This window comes from Microcystis sp. MC19 (assembly GCF_003019735.1).
In the GTDB taxonomy this organism is placed as follows: Bacteria; Cyanobacteriota; Cyanobacteriia; order Cyanobacteriales; family Microcystaceae; genus Microcystis.
In genome coordinates this window covers 2,601,661-2,622,780 of sequence record NZ_CP020664.1, presented here as the reverse complement: position 1 = coordinate 2,622,780, position 21,120 = coordinate 2,601,661, and the positions used below count along the sequence as shown (strand labels likewise).

At 42.7% G+C, this 21,120-nt stretch carries 25 protein-coding genes and 1 pseudogene; 15 read left to right on the top strand and 11 right to left on the bottom strand.

Annotated features, from left to right (window positions below):
* Window positions 1–19: 19 nt before the first annotated feature.
* The 8 genes from B5D77_RS13275 to B5D77_RS13240 form a co-directional block, all read right to left on the bottom strand.
* Window positions 20–2,068, bottom strand: coding sequence for a DNA phosphorothioation-associated putative methyltransferase (locus tag B5D77_RS13275; protein ID WP_106908990.1), 2,049 nt, complete (start codon window positions 2,066–2,068; stop codon window positions 20–22).
* Window positions 2,069–2,111: 43 nt separating this feature from the next.
* Window positions 2,112–2,891: a photosystem II S4 domain protein gene (locus tag B5D77_RS13270; RefSeq protein ID WP_008205514.1), complete on the bottom strand. Its 780-nt coding sequence runs from the start codon at window positions 2,889–2,891 to the stop codon at window positions 2,112–2,114.
* A gap of 71 nt (window positions 2,892–2,962) precedes the next feature.
* Entirely contained in the window at window positions 2,963–3,472 is a 510-nt protein-coding gene (locus B5D77_RS13265; RefSeq protein ID WP_002796683.1) for a hypothetical protein, read from the bottom strand.
* 314 nt (window positions 3,473–3,786) lie between these two features.
* Window positions 3,787–3,975, bottom strand: a complete 189-nt coding sequence (locus tag B5D77_RS27230; protein ID WP_008205513.1) for a hypothetical protein — start codon at window positions 3,973–3,975, stop codon at window positions 3,787–3,789.
* Between the two features lie 52 nt (window positions 3,976–4,027).
* Window positions 4,028–5,248: an efflux RND transporter periplasmic adaptor subunit gene (locus tag B5D77_RS13255; protein WP_106908989.1), complete on the bottom strand. Its 1,221-nt coding sequence runs from the start codon at window positions 5,246–5,248 to the stop codon at window positions 4,028–4,030.
* A gap of 43 nt (window positions 5,249–5,291) precedes the next feature.
* Window positions 5,292–5,513: a DUF4327 family protein gene (locus tag B5D77_RS13250; RefSeq protein WP_002759020.1), complete on the bottom strand. Its 222-nt coding sequence runs from the start codon at window positions 5,511–5,513 to the stop codon at window positions 5,292–5,294.
* A 164-nt stretch (window positions 5,514–5,677) separates the two neighbouring features.
* The gene (gene argB, locus B5D77_RS13245) at window positions 5,678–6,565 is read right to left on the bottom strand and encodes an acetylglutamate kinase (RefSeq protein ID WP_008205511.1); all 888 of its coding nucleotides are present in this window, start codon (window positions 6,563–6,565) and stop codon (window positions 5,678–5,680) included.
* A 79-nt stretch (window positions 6,566–6,644) separates the two neighbouring features.
* Entirely contained in the window at window positions 6,645–7,868 is a 1,224-nt protein-coding gene (locus B5D77_RS13240) for a M20 family metallopeptidase (protein ID WP_008205510.1), read from the bottom strand.
* A gap of 992 nt (window positions 7,869–8,860) precedes the next feature.
* On the opposite strand from B5D77_RS13240, the gene B5D77_RS13235 reads away from it, so the two are divergent.
* The 5 genes and pseudogenes from B5D77_RS13235 to B5D77_RS13215 form a co-directional block, all read left to right on the top strand.
* Window positions 8,861–9,379, top strand: coding sequence for a phycocyanin subunit beta (locus B5D77_RS13235; protein ID WP_008205509.1), 519 nt, complete (start codon window positions 8,861–8,863; stop codon window positions 9,377–9,379).
* A 66-nt stretch (window positions 9,380–9,445) separates the two neighbouring features.
* Entirely contained in the window at window positions 9,446–9,934 is a 489-nt protein-coding gene (gene cpcA, locus B5D77_RS13230) for a phycocyanin subunit alpha (protein WP_008205508.1), read from the top strand.
* A 177-nt stretch (window positions 9,935–10,111) separates the two neighbouring features.
* Window positions 10,112–10,990, top strand: coding sequence for a phycobilisome linker polypeptide (locus B5D77_RS13225; RefSeq protein ID WP_008205507.1), 879 nt, complete (start codon window positions 10,112–10,114; stop codon window positions 10,988–10,990).
* 137 nt (window positions 10,991–11,127) lie between these two features.
* Entirely contained in the window at window positions 11,128–12,804 is a 1,677-nt protein-coding gene (ribBA, locus tag B5D77_RS13220; RefSeq protein ID WP_008205506.1) for a bifunctional 3,4-dihydroxy-2-butanone-4-phosphate synthase/GTP cyclohydrolase II, read from the top strand.
* A 107-nt stretch (window positions 12,805–12,911) separates the two neighbouring features.
* A pseudogene (locus B5D77_RS13215) lies at window positions 12,912–13,342 on the top strand (Uma2 family endonuclease); the annotation flags it as partial.
* A gap of 292 nt (window positions 13,343–13,634) precedes the next feature.
* Here B5D77_RS13215 and B5D77_RS13210 read toward each other — a convergent pair.
* Window positions 13,635–13,979 carry a hypothetical protein gene (locus B5D77_RS13210; protein WP_002756080.1) on the bottom strand — a complete coding sequence of 115 codons (345 nt, stop codon included), beginning with the start codon at window positions 13,977–13,979 and terminating at the stop codon, window positions 13,635–13,637.
* A 357-nt stretch (window positions 13,980–14,336) separates the two neighbouring features.
* On the opposite strand from B5D77_RS13210, the gene B5D77_RS13205 reads away from it, so the two are divergent.
* The 10 genes from B5D77_RS13205 to B5D77_RS13155 all read left to right on the top strand — a co-directional run bounded on the left by B5D77_RS13205 (window position 14,337) and on the right by B5D77_RS13155 (window position 20,415).
* On the top strand, window positions 14,337–14,753 hold the full coding sequence (locus B5D77_RS13205) for a hypothetical protein (RefSeq protein ID WP_106908988.1): 417 nt from the start codon (window positions 14,337–14,339) through the stop codon (window positions 14,751–14,753).
* A 135-nt stretch (window positions 14,754–14,888) separates the two neighbouring features.
* On the top strand, window positions 14,889–17,159 hold the full coding sequence (locus tag B5D77_RS13200) for a tetratricopeptide repeat protein (RefSeq protein ID WP_254053086.1): 2,271 nt from the start codon (window positions 14,889–14,891) through the stop codon (window positions 17,157–17,159).
* A gap of 504 nt (window positions 17,160–17,663) precedes the next feature.
* A complete protein-coding gene (locus B5D77_RS13195; protein WP_106908986.1) occupies window positions 17,664–17,885 on the top strand; it encodes a hypothetical protein in 222 nt (73 codons plus the stop codon).
* Window positions 17,882–18,295 (top strand): type II toxin-antitoxin system VapC family toxin, encoded by a 414-nt coding sequence (locus B5D77_RS13190; protein ID WP_106908985.1) that lies wholly within the window; start codon window positions 17,882–17,884, stop codon window positions 18,293–18,295. Before B5D77_RS13195 ends, B5D77_RS13190 begins: the two co-directional genes overlap by 4 nt.
* Entirely contained in the window at window positions 18,274–18,450 is a 177-nt protein-coding gene (locus B5D77_RS13185) for a tetratricopeptide repeat protein (RefSeq protein WP_106908984.1), read from the top strand. The genes B5D77_RS13190 and B5D77_RS13185 overlap by 22 nt, the downstream gene beginning before the upstream one ends.
* Before the next feature lie 256 nt (window positions 18,451–18,706).
* On the top strand, window positions 18,707–18,946 hold the full coding sequence (locus B5D77_RS13180) for a hypothetical protein (protein WP_002735146.1): 240 nt from the start codon (window positions 18,707–18,709) through the stop codon (window positions 18,944–18,946).
* A 35-nt stretch (window positions 18,947–18,981) separates the two neighbouring features.
* A complete protein-coding gene (locus tag B5D77_RS13175; RefSeq protein ID WP_002756072.1) occupies window positions 18,982–19,407 on the top strand; it encodes a type II toxin-antitoxin system VapC family toxin in 426 nt (141 codons plus the stop codon).
* A 2-nt stretch (window positions 19,408–19,409) separates the two neighbouring features.
* Complete coding sequence (locus B5D77_RS13170) at window positions 19,410–19,625, top strand: tetratricopeptide repeat protein (RefSeq protein ID WP_106908983.1); 216 nt, start codon at window positions 19,410–19,412, stop codon at window positions 19,623–19,625.
* Between the two features lie 272 nt (window positions 19,626–19,897).
* The gene (locus tag B5D77_RS13160; protein ID WP_002756068.1) at window positions 19,898–20,161 is read left to right on the top strand and encodes a type II toxin-antitoxin system Phd/YefM family antitoxin; all 264 of its coding nucleotides are present in this window, start codon (window positions 19,898–19,900) and stop codon (window positions 20,159–20,161) included.
* Window positions 20,161–20,415, top strand: coding sequence for a type II toxin-antitoxin system RelE/ParE family toxin (locus B5D77_RS13155; protein WP_002780219.1), 255 nt, complete (start codon window positions 20,161–20,163; stop codon window positions 20,413–20,415). Before B5D77_RS13160 ends, B5D77_RS13155 begins: the two co-directional genes overlap by 1 nt.
* Before the next feature lie 149 nt (window positions 20,416–20,564).
* On the opposite strand, the gene B5D77_RS13150 is transcribed toward B5D77_RS13155, so the two are convergent.
* Window positions 20,565–20,789 (bottom strand): type II toxin-antitoxin system HicA family toxin, encoded by a 225-nt coding sequence (locus tag B5D77_RS13150; RefSeq protein WP_002739026.1) that lies wholly within the window; start codon window positions 20,787–20,789, stop codon window positions 20,565–20,567.
* Complete coding sequence (locus B5D77_RS13145; RefSeq protein ID WP_002738920.1) at window positions 20,789–21,001, bottom strand: type II toxin-antitoxin system HicB family antitoxin; 213 nt, start codon at window positions 20,999–21,001, stop codon at window positions 20,789–20,791. Before B5D77_RS13145 ends, B5D77_RS13150 begins: the two co-directional genes overlap by 1 nt.
* Window positions 21,002–21,120 lie beyond the last annotated feature (119 nt).

Genomic DNA, 21,120 nt, shown 5'->3' with positions numbered 1-21,120 from the left:
GTCTATTTTACTTAATTACTCAGGAAGACTTATTTTGATTTCTTCTGGCGTTAATTTTAGCGCGTAAAATCCTCACTTTATAGGGATCAGCATCTTTTCGCCACAGGATCTGATAGCCTTTGATTGTAGCACAATTCTCCTCTAAACATTTTTGCCAACCCTGTAAACGTTCGATCGCTTTTCTATCTTCTAACAATCCCCAATCCTTTTCTAATTGAGTTAAGCGAACCAATTTATCATAGTTAGGATAATCCGCCATTACTAAAAGCTCTTTTTCGTGTAGAATTGGCGGATTAGGACTATCCCGGTAATCGCGAAAACTAAAATCAGCCGAACCTAAATATACATCCATGCTAGTAGCTAAAATCGGATGAATTTCTGTATCAAAATTGGGGTAATAGAGATAGGAAATTTTGGGTTGACGAAAAGATAAACGAACAACGTTAGCATTTTCTAACCGTCCGATAGTTTGACTAGCACAACCTTCATATAAGCGTAATAACATCGGTAATTTTTCCAGAATGCTAATATGAATAGTTAGGGAATAACGGGAAAGTTTGCCTAGGGAACTATTTTCACAAGCACGAGCGATCGCTGGCAGATTTCCCGCACTTATTAACACTTCTTCTGCTAAAGCGCAAGCATTGCGATAACTGCCAAATAAAGCTTTAAAATCGGCACGGGTAGCGGGGGATAATTCCCGTACTTTCGGACAGTGGCTAAATTGACTTAAAGCTAAATAAAGTAAAAGATCGGCGCGTCTTTTGTCGGCAATTATCTCCCATTCTTCCGCTTCTGTTACTTGTAGAATCACTTGAAAAGCGCGTCTAAAAGTGCCAAATTCTGCCTTAATTTCCTCCTCTTGCAATAATTCTCCTGCAACGGGTAAACGTCCCTGCTGGGTGTAAAATTCCATTAGGGGAGTTAATAAATCTTCGTAATCTTCAAAGCGTTTGAGATGGGTTTTAATTTTAGGAGTGGTAGTGCGGGAACGACATCTGGATAAACGAAAAGCTTCCGCTTTCTCTTCCTCTCGAAAAACTAGATAAACTCCCAAAGTTATCGGAATAGAATCAACCCCCAAAGTATTATCAATATACTGTTTTAGTTCTTCCTGTTGATAGTATTTTTGAAAGGTATTTCGACGGGTTATAATTCCATCTTCATAAGCCATTAGACCCCGTTCGCTATCATCAATTAAAATCTGTGCCGAAACGATTAAAACTTGACGGGTTAATTGCCAAGCTTTTAATAAAGCTTCCTGTCGTTCTTCCGCGGATTCAATAACATTAATTACATAGCCTAAATTAACAATATCAGATTCAATTAAAGGACTATCGGGACGATAATACGGATCCCAACCTTCACTTTGATAACCCTGTTCAGCTATGCGTTCTATATCACCTCCATAACCACAACCGTAATCAAAAAAAGTGGTTTCAGGAAGAAATAATCCCGCCGCTAATGCTAATCTTGCTGGACGAGAAAGGGTTTTGCGAACAAGAGCGGCTTTGTGGCGATCAATTATTATCGATTTTTCCCTTTGTCCCTCTAGATTACAAACTAAATAATCTCCTGCAAAATCAAGGTGATGCTTTCTTAAAAGCCGTTGCCATTCCTGTTTAGTACCGATGGGATAAGAACTATTTAAAAGTCCTAAAGCACTCTCGATTTTTGTAAGATGCTCGAATTCTTCATAAAGAGGATAGTCCCTAGTAACAAAAGTTTCTTTTCGGTGTAAAATGGGCGGATTATCAGCATTTTGATAATTCCATTCACTTAAGATTAATGTCCCCATATCTACCACTAAACTTTTAGTTAAAACTGGGTGAGGTTCCCGATCAAAATCGGGATAAAAAAGATAGGATATTTTCGGTTTATCGGTGCTAAATTTAATTATTGTTGCCTCAGATAAATGCTGATTAATTCTTGCTTGTTGTTCGTAATCCTGAAGGATAGGATCCAGTTGCTGTAATGCTTCTTGATGAACATAAAGCGCCCCCGGTAATAGTTTACCGATGGGACTAACTTGACACAGTTGCACGATTAAGGCGAAATTCTCAGCCATGGCAATTAATCTGTCTAATAACAAATTCTAGAGACAGAAAAAACTAAATAAATCTAGTTAAATGAACCCGATAGCGCTCTTTTTTTGTCACAGTCACCTCACCCACTTCTAAACGACCTTTTCCCCGAAAAGAAATCAAATCACCGGTTTTAACGTTATAACTAGATTGACTGATATCTTTCCAGTTAACTCGCACATCCCCGGCGCTAATTGCTTCGGCCATTTTACTGCGAGAAATGCCAAAACCCGCCGATGCGATCGCATCCAAACGTAAGGAAGCTTCCACAGTATTAATTTCTTTTTTTTGCGGTGGTCTAACTTTTAATTCCGTCAAAGGAATCGGGCTAGTTTTCACGGGAACCGAACGCACTTGTAGTAAATTAGCAGATAAAAAATCTGCCAATTCAGGCACTACAATTGCCTGCGCTCCTCGCTCACCTAAAACGATTATATCGCCGACTTTTTCCCGAACAATCCCCGTCCCCAACATCGCCCCTAAAAAATCCCGATGGTTAGCGGTATCAAACAGAAAATTACCGGCAATATCAAGGGCAGATAGGGGAATATCTGTTACTGCCAAAGGTAAATCAACTCTAGCAATACCGAGGCGCTGTCTTTCCGCTTGGGGATAACCGCCCCATTTTTGCATTGATACATCAGTTAAACGCTGAAAAACTCGTTCTACTTCCGCCAAAACCGCAGGAGAAAGAAAGTCTGTCACCGTCACTTCCCAAGTCTTAATCGCTTGTTCGGCTTTATCAATAACTTTCGCTATGTCCTCGCGGTTTTCAACACCCTTTAGTAATTCTTCTCTTGGTAACATTGTTTTCTGGTAATTAATCAAAAATTCTTAGGAAAAAATCAGATGACCGATAACCTATTCCTAATAACCGTTCACTGTTCTAGGGCGTATCCTTGCAGATTTTCGGGGTTAAATTGGCGGAGGATAAGAGTCGCTTGATTTTTCAGGTTTTCCGAACCCTGCACGACAATAATATATTTTCCCGCACCGAGACGATTGCGATAGGGAAGTGCATCGCCACTGCCGGACGATAAACCCACGCCACCACCGACGAAAATACTGCCCATCGCCCCCCCAATCGCCCCAGCAATGCCGCCGACGATATGATTGCCCGGTTCTCCGGCCCAATCAAAGGTATGCAATCCCGTAATCAGGTTAAAAAGGTAGCCCCCGGCAAAACCGAAGGGAATTAGCCAAAAAGCCATGAGAGTAGCCCGTTTTTTGGCCTGTTGGAAGGGATCGATCAAACCGAACTCATCGGCACTTTTATAGCCTCGACCGAGAATGGTCACTTGAGATTGGGGAATTCCCGCTTTTTCGAGGGCAACGGCAGCTTCTTCTGCTTCTATGCGATCAGCTAACACGGCAATGAGATAATTCATATTCTCCAACTTTTCAGGCTATCTTCATCTCCTATTGTAAGGATTTTGGGGACCGAAAAGCCCCTCGCTCGAGAAAATATGCAAGGGGATGGGAAAAAATTATTTTATTTGGCTTATTTCTGGCAATAATTGACCATAAAGATCAAGGGAGATGGTCTAATTATCATTATTAACAAGAAGTTTCTCCAGATTATTACCATTGATATCATACTGTCAAGCTTGACTCACTTGTGTCATGATTTTAATGTTATCCTGGTTCACTCCTGACGGAAAAACTAAAAAATAGGTTAGAGTTCCGGCAATGATAGCTAGTCCTAAGGAATAGATAAGAAAAAGAGCAAGAAAACCCGTGCGATTGCCCTGTCAATCGTAGCTGATTGGGTCGCCCTTTTTTCGGTAGTGGGCAAGAACCCTCCTGCGGCCACTCCCACCAATCCGACTTTAGTTGTGGGTTCTGGAATGGTTTCCCTGCGTTCTTGCAAAACTTCAAGGTAAAGTTCCATCGCTTCTTTAATATTTTCCTGAACCTCTTCAAAGGTATCTCCAATGGTTTGCTCAAGAATTACTTAGGATACTGACGCGGACTTTTTCCCCATTTTGCAAAGGTTTACTACTATTGACCACGAAACGCTCCCCCGGTTCGAGTCCAGTGATAATTTCTACTTGACCGTCAAGCGCTTGACCGAGACGAACAGGCCGTTTTTCTACTTGCGAGTTAGACTCGGAAAGGACGAAAATTGCCGCGGACTCCCCTTGACCGACAATTGCCGTTTCCGGAACAATCACCTGAGGGGCAGAATTATTATTAAACCGTACCCGGGCCAATAATCCCCCTTTGATTAAACCATCTCCATTGGGTAGAGTAATCTCCACGGGAATCCGCCGGGCCGTGCCTTGGCTGAGGGGAAAAATCCTGGTGATGCGACCGGAAAATTTTCTCTCACCGAAAGCATCAAGGCTGACATTAACCGTTTGTCCTAAATTAATCGTTTTTAAATCCAATTCTGATAATAATACTACCACCTTGACCTGTTGAAAATCGCCAATTTTGAGGACTTCATCGCCGATACTGACTAAATCCCCCAGCTCTTTCAGTTTTTCGATAACTATCCCCGTCGCCGGTGATTTAAGAATAGCGTAGGCCTGACGTTGTTGTTCCTGAGCGATGACCGATTTTTGGGCGGCAATTCTGCCGATAATTGCGGCCACTACCTGCTCCTCGACTTTAATTCTTGATCGCGCGCTATTAACGGCTTTTAAAGCCACTGCAGCTGTAGTTTGGGCTGTTTCGCCCTGTTGCAGGGGAATCGCCCCTTCTAGGGCTAATTTTTGCAGGCGATCAGCATCATTTTTGGCCTGTTGGTATTGTAGTTGTAGGCGCTCCACTTCAATTTCAGCGTTACTGACTTCAATTCTCGCCCGGGCTAATTCCGCTTCTAGGGCCGACAGGGCGGCTTTTTCTTGCCGGACAACGGTGGCGAGGAGACGATCATCAACACGGGCGAGGATTTGTCCTAATTGCACCTCATCTCCCACATCGACAAGGAGATTGAGTAACTGACCAGTGGCTTGCGATCGCAAAGAAACGACTTTTAAAGGTCGGGTGGTTCCCGTGTAGTCGAGATTGCGTTCGATGGTTGCTGGTGTAGCCGTGGTGACGTTGACGGTAGTAGTACGGGCCGTTGGTGGCGGTGCTTGGGTTTCGGTCCGGGGAGAACAACTGGCACTGAAGGATAAAATAACCAGAGCGGAAAGGATAATCGGATTCGATCCCATGGCGATAGTCCTAGTAGAAAGCCGCTTTTGAGTCGATGGTCGCCTATTCTTCGTCCCAAGCTTCTACCGCTACCACTTCGCTGAGAGGGTCTTGCATGGAGAAACCGAAATCGAGCAACTCTTGCTTCCAGTATCCCCACTCATCTCCGTATAAGAGAGCCAGTTTCCAGATACTATCGCTAGGTTTGACTACTTTTGCATCTATCCACTTGCTAACCTTGCGTTGAAACTTCACCATCGGGTGAGCTACAGCTTGTTTGGTCATAAATTCAATTGCTATGAAAACTTCAGATTTTGCGCTTCCCGACTAAACTAACTTCTAAGACTTTTGCCATTACAAAGGAGTGAGAAGCGCATTTATTAACTTACTTGTACACCATATCTCTGGTTTTAGGCAAGTCTTTTTGAGCAAAAGTACGGTAATTACTACTATAGATTAGTATAACCGGAGGCCACAATCATGGAACCGATGCCTAGATCGGTGAAAATTTCCAGTAAAAGGGCGTGGGGAAGACGACCATCGATAATATGAGCGGCCTGAACTCCCTGGGCCAGCGATCGCACACAGCAGCCAACTTTGGGAATCATCCCGCCGGCAACGATGCCTTTTTGAATCAACTCCCGGGCCTGTTGGATATCCAATTTAGCCAATAAGGTGGAAGGGTCTTTATAATTCTCTAAAATTCCAGCTGTATCGGTCATCAAAATTAGTTTAGCTGCCCCTAAAGCCGCCGCTATTTCTCCGGCTACCGTATCGGCATTGATATTATGAGCTTGGCCAGTTTCATCGGCGGCCACACTGGAAATCACGGGAATATAGCCACTATTGACCAAGGATTCGACGAGGCTAGTATCGACACTGCTCACTTCTCCCACAAAACCAATGCCCTCTTTACCCACGGGACGGGCAGTGATCAGATTACCATCCTTACCGCATAATCCTACCGCTTTACCGCCGGCTTGATTGATCAGGGCAACAATTTCTTTATTGACGCGCCCCACCAGCACCATTTCTACCACATCCATGGTGTCGGCATCGGTGACGCGTAAACCGTCTTTAAATTGGGGTTCAATGCCTAATTTATCCAGCCAACTGTTGATTTCCGGACCGCCGCCGTGGACAATAACGGGACGAACCCCCACACAGGAGAGAAAAACGATATCTCGCATGACCGTGTCTTTGATAGCGCTGTTATTCATGGCCGCGCCACCGTATTTAACCACTACGGTGCGACCGCGAAATTCTTGTATATAGGGTAGGGCTTCGCTGAGGATTTTCACCCGTTGGGCATCGTTTTCGTGGGTATTATTGTTCATGGGTTTTTTTACCTGTCTGATTCAGTGATCAGTTTAGCGGTTTCGGGTTTGACAAAAACTGTTCACCTTGAACCGATTGCTAGAAAGTCTTAGAATTGCCGAATTTTTCGACGCAACGGACAAAAATCTCCACTCCCATGCCCAACACCGATTCATCGAAATCAAAGCGAGGATGATGGTGGGGATAGGCTAATCCTAATTCGGGATTGGCGGACCCCAAGAAGAAATAACAGCCCGGTACTTCTTGTAAAAAGAAGGACATATCTTCCCCTCCCAGGGTTTGACACTCGGGAACTATTCCGGCCGGGGTTTCCACCACTTGTGCGGCGATTGAGCGCACTAATTCCGCCATCTGATCATGATTGATTACCGGGGGATACAATTGCCAGTAATCGAATTGATAACTAGCCCCCTGACTTTGACAGATGCCCGCGATAATTTCTTGCATCCGTTGTCGGAAATAGCCCCCTAACTGGGGATTGAAATAGCGCACTGTCCCACTGAGATTAGCACTATCGGCGATCACGTTTCTAGCGGTTCCCGCCGCTAATTTACCCACAGTCACCACGGCGGCATCAAGGGGGTTAAGATTGCGGGCGACGATGGTTTGCAAGGCGTTGACGATTTGGGCCGCCACCAGTATTGAATCGACGGTTTGATGGGGAATTGCCCCGTGGCCGCCCCGGCCTTGAATCTGGAGATCGAAACATTCCACCGCCGCCATTAAAGGCCCATTTTTCACGCCCACTGTCCCTAATGGCAGATTATTCCAGAGATGCAACCCGATAATTCCCTCCACGTCGGGATTTTTCAGCACTCCCGCTTCGATCATCGGTTTCGCCCCCCCCGGCCCCTCTTCGGCGGGTTGGAAAATAATTTTTACAGTCCCCTTGACATCGTGACGGTTTTGTGCTAGGTAAACTGCTGTGCCGAGGGCGATGGCTGTGTGACCATCGTGACCACAGGCGTGCATTTGGCCCGGATGTTGGGAACGATAGGGGACTTGGTTTTCTTCGGCGATCGGTAGTGCATCCATATCTGCCCGCAGGGCTAAAACTGGCCCCGGTTGACTGCCTTCGATAATGGCGACAATTCCGGTGCCGGCGATGCCGGTTTGATGGTCAATTCCGTATTTAGTCAGGGTTTGACTGATTAAGGAGGCGGTAAGGTGTTCTTGAAAGCCTAGTTCTGGTTTTTGGTGTATTTGTCGGCGCCAGTGGACTAATTGCGGCTGCAGGCAACGAATAGCAAGGCGAATTTCAGCGCCATTTAAGCTATTAGGAACGGGAATGGAGGAAATCATCGGGTTCGGACGGCTAGATTTTTTGATCACTGGTTTCTAGTTTAACTTCAGGAGACACAGGAGGCAGGAGTCAGGAGTCAGGAGGCAGGAAATAGGGTGTTAGAGTGTTAGGGTTTTAGGGTTTTAGGGTTTTAGGGTTTTAGTTGAAATTCCCCCACTTCCCCACTTCCCCACCTCCCCACTTCATAATTCATAATTCATAATTCATAATTCCCACTTCCCCACCTCCCCACTTCATAATTCATAATTCATAATTCATAATTCCCACTTCCCCACCTCCCCACTTCATAATTCATAATTCATAATTCCCACTTCCCCACCTCCCCACTTCCCCACTTCCCCACCTCCCCACTTCATAATTCATAATTCATAATTCCCACTTCCCCACCTCCCCACTTCCCCACTTCCCCACTTCCCCACTTCATAATTCATAATTCATAATTCCCACTTCCCCACCTCCCCACTTCCCCACTTCCCCACTTCCCACACCCTTCTTTACAAAACTTCATCGTATTTCAGGGCTGGAAAGGGCGATCCTTGCGTAATAGGGGAAGGGAAAGCGGGGAAATATTAAAAAAAACTTAAATTTTTTATCTTGCTGGCCTTTATACCCTTAAAGCCTTGCTGTCTCTGATTTCTCGACGGTGAGAGGCTTTGAGCAATGTCAGGAATCGATGACCAACTCGATCGAGTCATTGTTAAGTGACTGTTACAAAAAGACAGCAAAAAACTTAATAAGATGTAACAAACAAAGTTTCGACAGCAGTGTATAAATTTAATTTGAGGGGCCAAGATAACAGACAAAAGTTAAGCTGGATACTTGTTTAACCTCCTTAGGTGATTTATGAGAGAGCCATGAAGTTTTTTCAGGTTTCTTGAAGTAAATCGCAACAATCGCGGTCAAGGCTAGTCCAGGCTGACCGTGAAATCCCTTAAGAGGGAAAACCTTTTAATTGCAACCAAATCCCATTTAAATTTAGGAGATTGTCACAATGTTTGACGCATTCACCCGGGTAGTATCCCAAGCTGATGCTCGCGGCGAATATTTAAGCTCTTCCCAACTAGACGCTCTGAGCGCCATGGTTGCCGACAGCAACAAACGCATGGACTCTGTTAACCGGATCACCAGTAACGCTTCCACCATCGTTGCCAACGCCGCTCGTAGCCTGTTCGCTGAACAGCCGCAACTGATCACCCCCGGTGGTAATGCCTACACCAGCCGTCGTATGGCCGCTTGCTTACGCGACATGGAAATCATCTTGCGCTATGTCACCTACGCTACCTTCGCTGGCGACGGCAGTGTTCTCGATGATCGTTGCTTAAATGGTCTTCGCGAAACCTATGTAGCTTTAGGAGTACCAGGAGCTTCCGTAGCTGCTGGCGTAAGCAAAATGAAAGAAGCTGCTTTATCCATTGCTAACGATCGCAACGGTGTCACCCTCGGCGATTGCAGTGCTTTAATGTCTGAAATTGCCAGCTACTTCGACCGCGCCGCCGCTGCTGTCGCCTAGTCCTTGGGGCTAGTCTTAATTAAACCGTAGGAAACTTATTGCAAGATTATTGGGAGATACCAAACAATGAAAACCCCCCTTACCGAAGCCGTAGCAGCCGCTGATTCTCAAGGCCGTTTCTTAAGCAGCACCGAAATCCAAGTTGCTTTCGGTCGTTTTCGTCAAGCTTCTGCCAGCCTCACCGCCGCTAAAGCTTTAACCGAAAAAGCTAGTTCTTTGATCTCCGGTGCTGCTCAAGCTGTGTACAACAAGTACCCCTACACCACCCAAATGCAAGGTGCTAACTTTGCTGCAGACCAACGCGGTAAAGACAAATGCGCTCGTGACATCGGTTACTACCTCCGCATGGTGACCTACTGCTTAGTTGCTGGTGGAACCGGTCCGATGGACGAGTACCTTATCGCTGGTATCGACGAAATCAACCGCACCTTCGACCTGTCTCCTAGCTGGTACATCGAAGCTCTCAAATACATCAAAGCCAACCATGGTTTAAGTGGCGACCCCGCGGTAGAAGCCAACTCCTATATCGACTACGCGATCAACGCTCTCAGCTAGTCCGAGTCGAAAAAACTGCTGGTCTGGAAAGACAGGAGGTTGTTAGCAAAAGGGTTAGCAATCACCTGTTCTTCCAGACCTTGTTATATCCATCGTCAAGACGGCCAGGTAATCGAACTGATCCTCACCTAGTTTTGAGCGGTTAGAAAACGATCATTTTTTTGTAGGAGAACTTTAGTGGCAATTACTACCTCAGCTTCTCGTTTAGGGACAACCGCTTTTAGCGAGGTTGCTCCCGTGGAATTACGTCCCGATTGGTCCCGTGATGACGCACAGGCAGTTATTCGCGCCGTCTATCGTCAGGTGCTAGGCAATGACTATATCATGCGTTCCGAGCGCCTTACCAGTGCCGAATCCTTACTCTGCAACGGTTCGATCACCGTGCGGGAATTCGTCCGCGCCGTGGCCAAATCGGAACTGTATAAGAACAAATTCTTCTACGGTAACTTCCAAACCCGGGTCATCGAACTTAATATCAAACATCTTTTAGGTCGCGCTCCCTACGATGAGTCGGAAGTGATCTATCACCTCGATCTTTACGAAAACCAAGGATTCGAGGCCGATATCGACTCCTATATCGATTCCGCCGAATATACCGAAAACTTCGGCGATAGCATCGTTCCCTACTATCGCGGTTTCGCCACCCAACCCGGTCAAAAAACCGTGGGATTTACCCGGATGTTCCAACTCTATCGCGGTTATGCCAACAGCGATCGCTCTCAGATTGCCGGCAAAACCTCCCGTTTAGCGGTGGAATTAGCTCAAAACGGTGCTTCGGCAGTGGTCGGTCCCTCCGGTGGCAGCGATGGTTGGGCCTATCGTCCCTCTGCTCAACGCAACACCCCGAGTAAAGCTCTTGGTGGTAGTGTGGCCTATGGTGATGTGGGTAAGCTCTATCGCGTGGAAATTGCCGCTATTAGCAAACCGGGTTATCCCAGTGTCCGTCGCAGTAGCAAAGCGGTTATCGTCCCCTTTGAACAGTTAAATAACACCCTGCAACAGATCAACCGTCTCGGTGGCAAAGTTGCCAGCATCACCCCCGCTAGTTTGAACTAATTTTCTAGCTTAAGATAGCTAAAAGTCTCCCGGGCAGCCGTCAGGTTCACCGGGAGACTTCTTTCTAGGGAACTGGCAGAAATTGACCCTCAGCAGATCGAGCAAACCTGTAGAATAAGAGTAATTCCCTCGTTTTAATGCCTGTGACTGTCACTTCGATCGCTTTTGACTCTATCGATACTGCCTTAGCGGAAATCAAAGCCGGACGTGCCATTGTCGTAGTTGATGATGAGAATCGCGAAAATGAAGGAGATCTAATCTGTGCGGCCCAATTTGCCACCCCCGATATGATTAACTTCATGGCAGTGCAAGCTCGCGGTTTAATCTGTCTGGCAATGACAGGAGAGCGTCTTGATGCTCTCGAATTGCCTTTGATGGTGACAAAAAACACCGATAGCAATCAAACCGCTTTTACCGTTAGCATCGATGCCGCTCCCCATTTAGGGGTTAAAACTGGCATTTCGGCAGAAGATCGGGCGAAAACCGTGCAAGTTGCTATTAATCCGGTCACTCGTCCCGACGATCTCACCCGTCCCGGTCATGTCTTCCCGATTCGTGCTAAAGCCGGTGGAGTCTTAAAACGCGCCGGTCATACGGAGGCAGCCGTGGATCTAGCTCGATTAGCCGGGTTGTATCCAGCGGGAGTTATCTGTGAGATCCAAAATCCCGATGGTTCCATGGCCCGTTTACCGCAACTATTTGAATACGCTCGTCAACATAATTTAAAGTTAATCAGCATTGCCGATCTGATCAGTTATCGCTTAAAATATGATCGCTTTGTCCATCGGGAAACGGTCTGTGATTTTCCTAGTCAATTCGGCACTTTTCAGCTTTATGCTTACCGAAATTTATTAGATCAAACCGAACACATCGCTATTGTGAAAGGGGATCCCGCTCTCTTTGGTGATCAACCTGTAATGGTACGAATGCACTCAGAATGTCTGACCGGGGATGCTTTGGGATCCTTGCGTTGCGATTGTCGGCAACAGTTACAAGCTGCCCTAAAAATGATCGAAAACAACGGGTTGGGGGTGGTGGTTTACCTGCGACAGGAAGGACGGGGAATTGGCTTAATTAATAAGCTAAAAGCCTATTCTTTACAGGATATGGGACTAGATACGGTGGAAGCCAACGAAAGATTAGGATTTCCCGCCGATTTGCGCGATTACGGCATGGGAGCGCAAATGCTCAACGATTTGGGGGTGAGAAATATTCGTTTAATTACCAATAATCCCCGTAAAATTGCCGGATTAAAAGGCTATGGTTTGGAAATAGTCGAGCGAGTACCTTTGCTGATCGAGGCTAATGATTATAATTCCAATTATCTGGCCACAAAAGCGGAAAAGTTAGGACATCTATTCTTACAAACCTATCTAGTTACCATCGCTCTTAGTTGGGGGGAAAATCCGCCGTCGATTTCCCAAAGATATCATCAATTAGAGAAATTACGGCAGTTAAGTCGCGCTAATCAATTATCTCTCCAAGAAGAAACCCGACCGGTAGCCAATGCTCTTTTTGATCGCGCCCCTTTGATCGTACATTTAGGTTTAGATATTCGTCAGGGGGTCAGCAGTAATTGGTATAAAAATCCTTCCCATCCCTACCTTCTGGTTATTGAAAAGATATTAAATGACATTAAAGATTGGTCGGAAATTGAACGCCTAGAATTTTTAATTTCCGACGGAGGCGATTCGATGACAGGATTACAAATGAAACTCGCTCGTCAAAAAATGTCCGATGAAGATTTATCACAATTACCACAATTAGCTACCCAAATTATCTACAGTTTTACTCGTGAGTCAGCCAAAAATTAGTTTTTTATGACCGTAGTTTTGCCTCTTGCCTCATCTCAACAAGCAATTTAAATATTTAACAGCTTAACAGTTATAATTAAATAAAGCTAGTGTAACGGGGAAAAACTATGACAACTCTCGACATTTTACCGGAAGTTACCTGTCCCCCCACCGATTTATGGAGTGATGAACCGCCTTGGGAAAGTGATCTACATCTGCAACAAATTACAATTCTGATCGGTTGTTTAGAAAGGTTATGGCAAGAAAGAAGTAATTACTATACTTCGGGCAATCTTACCATCTACTATCACGAAGAACAACTAAAAAAACGTGATTTTTTTTTGTAGTCCTGATTTTTTTGTCCTCTTAGATACAGATAAAACGTCCCCGCAAAAGTTGGGTGGTTTGGGGAGAACAGGGTAAATATCCCAATGTGATCGTGGAGATTCTTTCCGATTCTACGGCCAATATTGACCGGAATAAAAAGAAAATTCTCTACCAAAATACTTTTCGGACTCCTAACTATTTCTGGTTTGATCATGAAAGTTTAGAACTGCAATGATTGCTTCTCTTGGGGGTTTTTAGGCAGAAAAGGCGACCCTTTGGCTCCTCTCAGGCTTCGACGGTGAACCCGGTGTTAAAACTATTTGGTTGGGACTCCGAAGGTGACATGATATCAGCCAGACTTGGAAACTATCTCATCAAATTAGTCCCCCATAGAAACCCCTTGAGCCATCATGCACACTTTTCTCTTTTTGTCAAATTTTATGTTAAGAAAGATGTGACTAATGGATAGGCTTATCAAGGGGGGATCAATCTTCAATTTAATTAGAACCACTTAACTTACTTGACTAGAATTTAACCTTACTAGCCAACCAATTAGTAATTAATTTCGGGCTATTTTTTTTCACCCAATAGAGAGCATAAATTCTGAATATAGGCTTAGAAAAACGAGCGATCGCTTTCATAATAAAATTTAAGTAACGACTATGAAACTTTTTATTAATTAAATTTAACGAACCCACATCGTAAAGACAGTCGATGATAATTCTAAAAGTCGTTTCCTCTCTTTGGAATAAACTATCTATTAACAATAGCACTTCCTGAATCCGTTGCTGTTTAAGCTGTTCCTCTTCGGAAACAGCCGAGAGAATCTGCTGCTGCTTAGATAATTTACTATCCGATGGGGTTAACATGATATGGTAGGAAAAAAATTAACTTGTTTTGATTTTATCCCTATTTGCCGATTTTGCAAGACCAACCCCCCCATCTATCCCCATTTTTACAATAACACGGATCTTTCCTCTCCCATGCCGTCTTGACTGTGATTGCTGTGATTGTGTCATGGACTGTGATTGATTAAGAAAAATAGGGCAGAATAAAATTATGAAAGCTACAATGAGGACTGAATCATGAATGCTCCCTTAACCACAAGTTTACTTTAGCAGTACAGGAATTTACCACTGAAGCAATCTCTAAAATCCCTATATTGTGGGAAAAAATCAAAACCCAATAATATAATAAACTCAACCCTCATCACCCCGATTTTATCTATGGACCCTCTTACAGGAGCAGCGATCGCAGTTGGTTCGATTATTGCCACTAAAGCGCTAGAGAAAACTGGTGAAAAAGTGGGAGAAAAGGTTTGGCAACAAACAGAAAAATTTCTCACTTCCCTGAAACAAGTTTCTCCAGATACTGTCACCGCAATTGAAAAAGCACCCGAACAGCCTTTAGATTATGGACAGGCAATTCTGGAGGTGGAATCTGTTGCTAAAACCAGTCCCGAATTAAGCCAAATTATGACCGAGTTGGTTAAAGCGATAGAAGCGGAACCTTCCCTTAAAGAATTGGTTAATAATACCCTTAAATCTCAATCCCAACAAGCCAGCGTTATCAATAATCAAAAATTAGCTGATTCCATAAAGAATGTTTTTCAAGGTAATACATTCATTGGTGGTAATTTCTGACTGCAGCCGCCTGTTAAGGAACAGGTTAAACAACATCCTCACAATTTATCTAATAGTAATATCCCTAGATTTGTTGGTAGGGATCAGGAATTAATTGACTTAAAAAAGCAATTACAACAATCCCAAAAGCTTGCTATATCTACCTTAACGGGAATGGGAGGCATAGGTAAAACCGAACTAGCCAGACAGTTTGGCTGGCAAGAATGGCAGGAAAAAACCTATCCGGGGGGTATATGTTGGTTAAATGTGGCAGAAAGTGACGGCGGTTTTATCGGTACTTCTATTTTAGATTTTGCGCGGGTACATCTCAAATTAACTTTACCGGATGAGGGAGAATTAGACGTAAAAATTCGTTATTGTTGGCAAAATTGGTTAGCGGGAAATGTCCTAATTATTTTTGATGATGTGCGGGATTATCAGCAAATTAGGGATTATTTACCACCGCAAGAAGACAAACGCTTTCAGGTTTTAATTACCACTCGCAAGGAATATTTATCAGCGACAATTGAGACTTTTCGGGTAGAAGTATTAAAAGAAAAAGATGCACTTGATTTATTGCGTTCCTACCTTGAAGACAACAGAATTGACACACAAATCGAGGCAGCTAAATTATTATGTCAGGATTTAGGTTATTTACCCTTAGGGTTAGAATTGGTGGCAAGGTTACTGGTACGACGACAGGATTGGAAAATTAGCAAAATACGGCAGAAATTAGCCGAAAAAGGCTTAGATGAGCCAATTTTAGACAAAAATCCCAAGTTTCATGGGGAAATGACTGCGGAAAGAGGGTTAAAAGCTGCCTTTAATCTCAGTTGGGAGGAGTTGCATAGCGAACCAGAAGCGCAAATTTTGGCACTTTACCTCAGTTTATTCGCTCTTGCGCCCTTTCCCAAGGGGATGATTCTGGATTTATTTCCCGATGAGGATGGGGATACAGTGGAGGAATGGTTAACCGATAGTTTAGTTCACCTGAGTTTAGTTCAGGATAATCGTGATGGTTGGTATGAAATTCATCCCCTGTTGCGTCGCTACTTTCGGGATAAGTTAGAAGCATCACCCCACGCAGAACCAGCAAAACGCCGTTATTGTGGGATTATGGCCAAAAAATCGGCAGAAATGCCACAGGATACGACTGTAGAAATCGTTAAAGAATTTAAACCTTTCCTTCTCCATCTACAAGCATCTGTCGGGGAATATCCCCAATATATCGCTGATGAGGATTTATTTTGGTCCTATACGGGTTTAGCTTGGTACTATAACGGACAAGGATTGTATGCTATTGCTGAACCTTACTGTCAAGCTTGTTTAACCGCAACTCGAACCCACTTAGGAGACAATCATCCCCATGTGGCAACTTCCCTCAACAATTTAGCACTATTGTACTATTCCCAAGGCAGGTACACAGAAGCAGAACCTCTCCTTCTAGAAGCATTAGATTTGACAAAACGACTCTTAGGAGACAATCATCCCTCTGTGGCACTTTCCCTCAACAATTTAGCAGCATTGTACAATTCCCAAGGCAGGTACACAGAAGCAGAACCTCTCTATCTAGAAGCTTTAGATTTGACAAAACGACTCTTAGGAGACAATCATCCCGATGTGGCACAATCCCTCAACAATTTAGCAGAATTGTACCGTTCCCAAGGCAGGTACACAGAAGCGGAACCTCTCTATCTAGAAGCATTAGATTTGTGTAAACGACTCTTAGGAGACAATCATCCCCATGTGGCACAATCCCTCAACAATTTAGCAGAATTGTACCGTTCCCAAGGCAGGTACACAGAAGCGGAACCTCTCTATCTAGAAGCATTAGATTTGTGTAAACGACTCTTAGGAGACAATCATCCCCATGTGGCACAATCCCTCAACAATTTAGCACTATTGTACGAATCCCAAGGCAGGTACACAGAAGCGGAACCTCTCTATCTAGAAGCATTAGATTTGTATAAACGACTCTTAGGAGACAATCATCCCGATGTGGCACTTTCCCTCAACAATTTAGCAGGATTGTACGAATCCCAAGGCAGGTACACAGAAGCGGAACCTCTCTATCTACAAGCTTTAGATTTGAGAAAACGACTCTTAGGAGACAATCATCCCGATGTGGCAACTTCCCTCAACAATTTAGCAGCATTGTACAAATCCCAAGGCAGGTACACAGAAGCGGAACCTCTCTATCTAGAAGCATTAGATTTGAGAAAACGACTCTTAGGAGACAATCATCCCGATGTGGCACTTTCCCTCAACAATTTAGCAGCATTGTACTATTCCCAAGGCAGGTACACAGAAGCAGAACCTCTCCATCTAGAAGCATTACAAATTTGTGAACAATCATTAGGAATAGCGCATCCAACAACAATGACGGTTCGAGGAAATTATGCTATCTGCCTTCGTCGTGGGAGATAGCGTCTTAACTGTGATTTATGGAATTATGGGATAGACTATAATTGATCATTGATAAAGACTTGCCAAATACAACACAATCATAGTATTCACTCAATCATTCAAATCACAGCTTAGACTTATTATAGGAATCTTCCAGACTCTGTGCGATAAGCTTAACTTGCATAGAATCCATCTTTGTGTCCTTTGTGCCTTTGTGGTTCCTTCCATTCCCTCGCCAGTAGGACTGTATCTTAGAATACATTTTACCCACCAAATCCAAGAGAGCCTTGAATGAACCAATCATAGTTAAGAGCGTTGGAAAAGAGGGTCTGTAGGCGCACGGATTTTCCATTATGAATATAGTATCCTGTCAAGTCGCCTTTGTCAAGAGAAAATTTAACAACATCCAGATTTAGTCGTAACGCATCACCTATCATTGACTATGATTGAATTAACCACTGCTCACTGATAACTGATAACTGATAACTGATAACTGATAACTGATAACTGATAACTGATAAAGCTATGACACTCAAAGAACAACTTATTAAAGAAATTGAAACAACTCCCATTTCTCTGCTGCCGGAAATCCTGCATTTTGTCCAATCTATAAAAACAAAACATCCAGACGTTGACTTTATGGAATTTGCTGGTATGGCAGCAGATATAGAAAATACTATGCAAGAGATTGTCGAAGAAGCAGAAGCTAATCGTCAACTTGATTTAAAACGGATAAATGACTTATGAAACAAGCATTACTTGATACCAATATCCTCTCTTATTTTTTACGAGGCAATCCCGCAGTAATTGAACAATTCCGCATCTATCGACAACACTATACTTATATATCGTTTTCAATCTTTACCTATTACGAGATTAAAAGTGGCTTATTGTATAAAGATGCACGAAATCAACAACAACAATTTGAACGTCTTGCAGAAGTCAGTGAAGTAATTGGTTATGATCGTGAAATTAGTGATATAGCTACTCAAATATACGTTAATCTTAGAATAAAAGGACAACTGATTACCCCGATTGATTTGTTTATTGCTGCGACTGCTATTTATTGCGATTATACTCTGATTACAGCTAACATTAAGCACTTTCAAAATATTCCCAATCTTAGTTATGAAAATTGGTATCTCTCAACAATTTAGGACTATTGTACCATTCCCAAGACAGCTACACAGAAGCGGAACCTCTCCATCTAGAAGCGATTAATATTTTCAGAGAAGGATTAGGGGAAAATCATCCCCATACTCAAACGATTATGGAGAATATAAAACTATGTCGTCCCAACTCTGGCAAGTAGAATCAAGATAGAGTTTAAATGCTTTGGAAAATAGGGTTCGTAGGCGCACGGATTTTCCATTATGAATATAATATCATGTCAAGTCGCCTTTGTCAAGAGAAATTTTAACAACATCCAGAAAAACGTAGGGTGCGTTAGACGGCCAAAATTTCTGCTTTAACTTCAAGCTAACAATCCGTCGTAACGCATCACCTATCATTGACTATGATTGAATTAATCACTGATAACTGATAACTGATTAGCAAGGAATAAAACCATGAACACTAAAGAGAGACTATTGCAAGAGATTGAACAAGCACCGGATTCTTTAATAGAAGAAACTTTGAACTTCCTCCTTTCAGCACAAGCTAGTTATGCTAAATCTGAAAGTAATGTAGGGGAGGCAATATTAAAGCTTCTGGAAGAGATGCCATTAGACAATGACGACTTAGAAAAGTTGCCTATAGATCTTGCTAATCAACATGATCATTATCTTTATGGAGTTCCCAAATCCTAAGCAAAGCCGAAACTAAAGTTTATAGTATCATAGCAATGAAAACCATCTTTGCAGACACATTTTATTGGGTTGCTCTCATTAACAATCGTGATGATTGGCATGAGAAAGCTATAGAAATGACAAGGAAACTCCAGCAGGTAACAATAGTGACAACCGATGAAGTCTTTATTGAAGTTTTCAACAATCTATCTGCTTATGGAATGTCAGTTAGACGAAAAACCTTACAAGTTATTAGAGGCTTACAAAATAATCCCCAAATCTTAGTTATACCTCAAACTCATCAGACGTTCCAATCAGGATTAGATTTATATCAAAATCGTCCAGATAAAGATTACAGCTTAACAGATTGTATATCCATGCAAACAATGCGCCAAATGAATATAAATGAAATTCTTACCCACGATAAGCATTTTACGCAAGAAGGATTTTTCATTTTATTTCAAAATATAGAGTTACATTAGAATTGAGACAACAACTACTAGGAGACAATCATCCCCATGTGGCAACTTCCCTCAACAATTTAGGACATTTGTACTACTCTCAAGTTAGGTACTCAGAAGCGGAACCTCTCTATCTAGAAGCGATTAATATTTTCAGGGAAAGATTAGGGGAAAATCATCCCCATACTCAAACGATTATGGAGAATATAAAACTATGTTGTCCCAACTCTGGCAAGTAGAATTAAGATAGAGTTTGAATGCTTTGGAAAAGAGGGTCTGTAGGCGCAAGGATTTTCCATTATGAATATAGTATCATGTCAAGTCGCCTTTGTCAAGAGAAATTTTAACAACATCCAGAAAAACGTTATTGTAATTGACAGTGATTAATTCAATCACTGATGACTACAATGATGGATAATTATAGGAGGATGCTGTCTGGACTGTGATTAGGAGAGATTGTTAAATCCCTACAATAATTTTTATTATTTCATCATCAAAAAAAGGATTAATTATGATCAAAAAAATTAAAATCGCCGATGCTCAAACCGATTTACCAAGTCTCGTTAAATCGGTTACAGAAGATAACAAAATTTATGCCATTGAGAATCAGGAGGATTCTGTAATTTTGATTTCTCAAAAAAACTATGAAAGTTTACAAGAAACCATCGAATTACTCTCTATTCCCGATTTAAGAGAAAGCTTACAACTATCTCTACAGCAAATTAATGAAAATGAAACCTATTCTCTTGAGGAAGTCTTGGGAGACATTGATTAATGGTTTATGAAGTCAGATTTACCAAAGAAGCTAAAAAAGATGTTGATAAGCTAACCCCTAAACTTAAGAAAAAACTGAAGTCAATTATCCAAGATACCCTGAGTATTTCTCCCTATAGTGGCAAAAAATTAGTAGGAGATTTAACGGGTTTCTATTCAATTCGGTTAAGTTATCAAGATAGAATACTTTACACCATTAATGATGAACAGAAGTTAATCTATATTCATCGTGCTAAAACTCATTATGGCGAATAAACTAGACCTTGAAAATTCTTGAAAACTAGGGTTTGCAAGCGCACGGATTTTCCATTATATATATAGCATCATGTCAAATCGCCTTTGTCAAGAGAAAATTTAACAACATCCAGAAAAACGGGGACATGAAGCTTAAATCAAGATGGGAATTACAGCAGACGAATAAATTCTTCTTGTGTCAGTTCAGCATCGCGTAAAATTTTTAGGAGTAATCCTTTCCCGACAGTTTTCCCCCGATGAACCGGTACGGTGACAACTCTTCCATCTTCATGTTTTAAGCGCAGATGACTTCCTTTTTGTCGGATAGATTGAAACCCTATTCTCGTTAAAGCTTTGATAACTTCATCACCGGTTAATATCGGTAATTTTGGCATCAGATAGACACCTTTTCAATTCCAACAAACTTCGACACATCTTCCGGATTGTCATCTTCCAAGCAAAGTTCAATCACTTCCCTGATATTCTTCATCAATTCATCAATCGTTTCCCCTTGACTGTAACAACCCCGAAGTTGAGGAACTTCCCCAACATAATATCCATCCTCATCTCGTTCAATGACAACATAAAACTCTCTTTGATAGTTCATGGTTCTCAATCCTTAAAAAAATTATCGCTATCTAAGCTTTTATTGGCGATTATTGAGACTTGAAAATAGGGTCTGTAGGCGCAAGGATTTTCCACTATGAATATAGTATCATGTCAAGA

Bases quoted from the DNA above. Each gene is read 5' to 3' on its own strand.
- B5D77_RS13275 (WP_106908990.1), bottom strand. From the start codon at position 2,068: ATGGCTGAGAATTTCGCCTTAATCGTGCAACTGTGTCAAGTTAGTCCC.
- B5D77_RS13270 (WP_008205514.1), bottom strand. From the start codon at position 2,891: ATGTTACCAAGAGAAGAATTACTAAAGGGTGTTGAAAACCGCGAGGAC.
- B5D77_RS13265 (WP_002796683.1), bottom strand. From the start codon at position 3,472: ATGAATTATCTCATTGCCGTGTTAGCTGATCGCATAGAAGCAGAAGAA.
- B5D77_RS27230 (WP_008205513.1), bottom strand. From the start codon at position 3,975: ATGGAACTTTACCTTGAAGTTTTGCAAGAACGCAGGGAAACCATTCCA.
- B5D77_RS13255 (WP_106908989.1), bottom strand. From the start codon at position 5,248: ATGGGATCGAATCCGATTATCCTTTCCGCTCTGGTTATTTTATCCTTC.
- B5D77_RS13250 (WP_002759020.1), bottom strand. From the start codon at position 5,513: ATGACCAAACAAGCTGTAGCTCACCCGATGGTGAAGTTTCAACGCAAG.
- argB (WP_008205511.1), bottom strand. From the start codon at position 6,565: ATGAACAATAATACCCACGAAAACGATGCCCAACGGGTGAAAATCCTC.
- B5D77_RS13240 (WP_008205510.1), bottom strand. From the start codon at position 7,868: ATGATTTCCTCCATTCCCGTTCCTAATAGCTTAAATGGCGCTGAAATT.
- B5D77_RS13235 (WP_008205509.1), top strand. From the start codon at position 8,861: ATGTTTGACGCATTCACCCGGGTAGTATCCCAAGCTGATGCTCGCGGC.
- cpcA (WP_008205508.1), top strand. From the start codon at position 9,446: ATGAAAACCCCCCTTACCGAAGCCGTAGCAGCCGCTGATTCTCAAGGC.
- ribBA (WP_008205506.1), top strand. From the start codon at position 11,128: ATGCCTGTGACTGTCACTTCGATCGCTTTTGACTCTATCGATACTGCC.
- B5D77_RS13210 (WP_002756080.1), bottom strand. From the start codon at position 13,979: ATGTTAACCCCATCGGATAGTAAATTATCTAAGCAGCAGCAGATTCTC.
- B5D77_RS13205 (WP_106908988.1), top strand. From the start codon at position 14,337: ATGGACCCTCTTACAGGAGCAGCGATCGCAGTTGGTTCGATTATTGCC.
- B5D77_RS13195 (WP_106908986.1), top strand. From the start codon at position 17,664: ATGACACTCAAAGAACAACTTATTAAAGAAATTGAAACAACTCCCATT.
- B5D77_RS13190 (WP_106908985.1), top strand. From the start codon at position 17,882: ATGAAACAAGCATTACTTGATACCAATATCCTCTCTTATTTTTTACGA.
- B5D77_RS13180 (WP_002735146.1), top strand. From the start codon at position 18,707: ATGAACACTAAAGAGAGACTATTGCAAGAGATTGAACAAGCACCGGAT.
- B5D77_RS13175 (WP_002756072.1), top strand. From the start codon at position 18,982: ATGAAAACCATCTTTGCAGACACATTTTATTGGGTTGCTCTCATTAAC.
- B5D77_RS13160 (WP_002756068.1), top strand. From the start codon at position 19,898: ATGATCAAAAAAATTAAAATCGCCGATGCTCAAACCGATTTACCAAGT.
- B5D77_RS13155 (WP_002780219.1), top strand. From the start codon at position 20,161: ATGGTTTATGAAGTCAGATTTACCAAAGAAGCTAAAAAAGATGTTGAT.
- B5D77_RS13150 (WP_002739026.1), bottom strand. From the start codon at position 20,789: ATGCCAAAATTACCGATATTAACCGGTGATGAAGTTATCAAAGCTTTA.
- B5D77_RS13145 (WP_002738920.1), bottom strand. From the start codon at position 21,001: ATGAACTATCAAAGAGAGTTTTATGTTGTCATTGAACGAGATGAGGAT.